Raw genomic sequence first — 3,687 nt, forward strand, 5'->3', positions numbered from 1 at the left:
CCCTGATATCGCGCACCAAACGCTGCAATCCCTGTGGCTCAACAGATGCTGCATGGTCAGATCCCCACATGGCACGGTCAAGTGTAAAGTGGCGTTCAACAAAGGTAGCACCCATAGCTACTGCACCTACGGTAGTTGCCAAACCGGTTTCGTGGCCCGAATAACCGATAGGGATGCCCGGATATTTGTTCTCCAGGGTCTGGATCATCTTGAGGTTAAGCTCCTGCGGAGGGCATGGATAAGCTGAAGTAGAATGAGCGATGAATAATGGATAGTTTTCGTCAAAAGCATTGATATAATCCATAGTTGTTTCGATCTCTTTCATTGTCGACATACCGGTTGAAAGCATTAATGGTTTGCCGGTTTCTAATATGCGCTGGATCAAAGGAAAGTCAGTCAACGAAGCAGATGCCAGTTTGTAAAGGATGGTATCAAACTGCTCCATAAAATCAACAGATGGCGCATCCCAGGCAGATACAAACCAGTCGATACCAACTTTTTTACAGTATTGATCGATAGTTGCATATTCGGCTATGCCAAATTCGGTTTTGCGTTTATAGTCGATATAGGTGATACGGCCCCATGGAGTATCGCGCATAATATTCCACTGATCTAAAGGTACGCAGATCTCCGGTGTCCGTTTTTGAAATTTAACCGCGTCAGCTTTTGCTGCAACAGCTTCATCAATTAATTTTTTGCAAATCTCAAGCGAGCCGTTGTGGTTAATGCCAATTTCGGCAATGATATAACTTGGCTGGTCTTTGCCAATAACGCGGCCGTTTTGCAGGGTGATAGTGCCGTTTCTTTTGCCCGATAAATATTTATCGCTTTTGGCTTCAATGATCAGCTCTGCAAATTCGCGGAAACAACCTTCTCCGCCGTTTAATGAGCTTACAAAATCTACCTGTGCTTTAACATGTGGCAAAGCATCAGCAGGAGAGGCAGTAAGGCCGGCCAGTTTCAATACTTCCAGGTCGTTGTAATCATCACCAATAAAGGCAACTTCGTTTGGTTGCAGATTTAAGCGGCTACAGATCTCTTTAAAAGAAGTTGCTTTATCTTTTATGCCTAAATGCAACTCGGTTATCTGTAGCTTCTCAGCCCTTTTAATTAATGATGGTGAATTTTCGCCTGTGATGATACCTGTATTTACATCAGCAAATCTGCGAAGGCGTTCAACCCCCATACCATCGCGCATGCTGAATTTTTTTAAAAGCTCGCCTTCGTGGTTGTAGTATACTCCGGCATCTGTTAAAACCCCATCGTTGTCGGTCAGCAATAGTTTAATGCCCGCCGCTTTTTGTTTCAAAATCTCGTTCATAATAGTTGGTTTAAATTAAATAGCTGTCCATCCTCCGTCAACAACCAGGTTAGCGCCGGTCATGTATGCCGATGCCTCGCTGGCTAAAAATATAAGCGCGCCCTGATAGTCTGACGCTTTGGCCATACGGCCTAATAAAGTTTTTGCTGAATAGTTTCCGATAAAATCTTCGGTTTGGCCCGCTTCAACACCGCCGGGCGAAAGGGTATTTACCCTCACACCTGTATGTCCCCAATAGGCGGCCAAAAAGCGCGTGAAATTGATGATAGCGCCCTTGGTTACCGGGTAGGCAGCCGACTTGTAAAAAGTTTGCTGTCCGCGCGAATCACGGTAAATGCTTTGATCGGGGCCAACCATACCATAGGTTGATGCTATGTTGATGATGCTGCCGCTGCGGTGCAGCGCCATCTGCGTGCCAAACACCTGCGAGCATAAGAACACCCCGGTAATATTTACATTAAGCGATTGTTGGAAAGCCTCTAACGGATAATTTTCAAACGCTGATAGCTCTTTGGCCATGGCTGGGTTCTCGAATTTATCGTTAATGGCGGCATTGTTCACCAACACATCAACCGAATCATATTTATCAAGCACTGCATTGAGTGCATCAATCAATGATTCTTTGCTGGTTACATCAACGCCCAGACCCAAATGGTTATCACCAAGTTCGGCAGCAAATTGCTGTGTTTGCGCGATATCGATATCCGCTACGATAACATTAGCGCCGGCCGCGGCGAGTGCTTCGCAATGTTTACGGCCGATAAGCCCCAATGCGCCTGTTACTACAGCGGTTTTTCCCTTTAATGAAAACAGATCCATGGGTTAGGCGATGCTTTTAGGTTTGATGTTGTAATTGCTCACCTTACGGAAAACTGCTTCAAGTACTTCGCCTTTTAGGTGATCTTTGATATTGCCGCTTTCAATGGCTTCTTTTACCAAGGGCAATACATCGCGGTAAGCAGCAAGGATATAGTCAATATCTTCGGTGGTATGGCTGTAGCACATGTTGTGGAAACCCGCCCAAAGTACCCCGCGTTTTATCATTTCCTGCTGCATAAAGGTTTTTACTTCCAGGCCGTTACCTGCATCGGGAGTAAAGGTTACCATGCTGCGGCAGTTATAGCCAACGCAACGGGTGTATTTGTCAACGCCTAATTCAATGGCAAGGCTGTTGTATCCGTCTTTCAATAAAGCACCATGTTCGTCAAGGTACTGAGGAACTTTTTTGTCACGCAGTTCATTGATAGTAGCAATACAGGCAGCTAACGATAAAGCCTCGCCGCCGAAGGTGGTATAGCTAAATACTTCCGAGTTGAAAAGCTCCATTACATCTGCACGACCAGTTAGCAATGCTATCGGCATACCATTGGCGCATGCTTTTGAAAATACGGCCAGATCTGCCTTAACATTAAAATACTCCTGTGCACCGCCTACAGCCACGCGAAAACCTGTCCACATTTCATCAAAAATGAGTAGGGTGCCGTTGGCTTTACATACTTCGGCAAGCTCCTGTAAATACCCAGGTTTTGGTGCTTCAAAAATGAAAGGCTCCAATATTAAAGCAGCAACGGTTTCATCCAAAGCAGCTTTTACCGATTCAATGTCGTTATATTCAAAAGTATAGGTGAGGTCCTGGATAGCTTCAGGTACGCCTGAATTTCGGCTGGTGATACCAATGTACCAGTCATGCCAGCCGTGGTAGCCGCAGCAAAATACTTTATCGCGACCGGTGAACGCACGTGCTACACGGATAGCAGCCGAACAAACATCAGCACCGGTTTTAGAGATCTTTACGGCTTCGGCGTTGGGCACAACCTGCTGTACCAGTTCAGAAAGCTCAACTTCCAAAGGGTGCATTAAGGAAAAAGTGATACCGTCGTTCAGCTGCTGGCGGATGGCATCATCAACTGCCGGGTAGGCATACCCCAGCGAAATAGGGCCGATAGCCGAGTTAAGGTCGATGTATTCGTTACCATCAACATCCCATACGTGCGATCCTTTACCTTTTACAAGATATTTGGGCGCTACGCCTTTGGTAAATTGTCCCGGCCCTTTAGCCAGGGTTTGCGTAACTGGTTTCTGAACTTTTAAAGCGCGTTCGTATAATTTATCCGATTCGGTGATGTTCGGAAAATTGTTGTTAAGCTCTATTTTATTAGCCATGATCAATATTTTTATTCTGAAAATTCAGGTGTTAAAATTTGTGGTTGGTTGTGGGCCGTTTGGTAGCCCAGTATTTTTTCGGCAATTTGTTTGCCTGTAAAACCTTCGTGCTGCAAAACCGCAGGCAGTAGTGCCGGCCTGAACCATTTATTGTTTAGTGCGATGGGCAGTACTTTTGCAGTGGTTTGATGTTTTAACAATAC

At 45.5% G+C, this 3,687-nt stretch carries 3 protein-coding genes and 1 pseudogene; all 4 read right to left on the reverse strand.

All coding sequences use genetic code 11. The annotated features are described in order from the left end of the window. Positions 1 to 1,321 (reverse strand): N-acetylneuraminate synthase family protein (locus VF500_RS03165; protein ID WP_330858283.1); only part of this gene is annotated, 1,321 nt, incomplete at its 3' end. 15 nt (positions 1,322 to 1,336) lie between these two features. Further along, positions 1,337 to 2,140, reverse strand: coding sequence for an SDR family oxidoreductase (locus tag VF500_RS03170; protein ID WP_330858284.1), 804 nt, complete (start codon positions 2,138 to 2,140; stop codon positions 1,337 to 1,339). A gap of 3 nt (positions 2,141 to 2,143) precedes the next feature. Continuing rightward, positions 2,144 to 3,484: an aminotransferase class III-fold pyridoxal phosphate-dependent enzyme gene (locus VF500_RS03175; RefSeq protein WP_330858285.1), complete on the reverse strand. Its 1,341-nt coding sequence runs from the start codon at positions 3,482 to 3,484 to the stop codon at positions 2,144 to 2,146. Positions 3,485 to 3,495: 11 nt separating this feature from the next. Beyond that, a pseudogene (locus VF500_RS03180) lies at positions 3,496 to 3,687 on the reverse strand (transketolase); the annotation flags it as partial.

The organism is Mucilaginibacter sp. (genome assembly GCF_036383575.1).
GTDB lineage: Bacteria > Bacteroidota > Bacteroidia > Sphingobacteriales > Sphingobacteriaceae > Mucilaginibacter.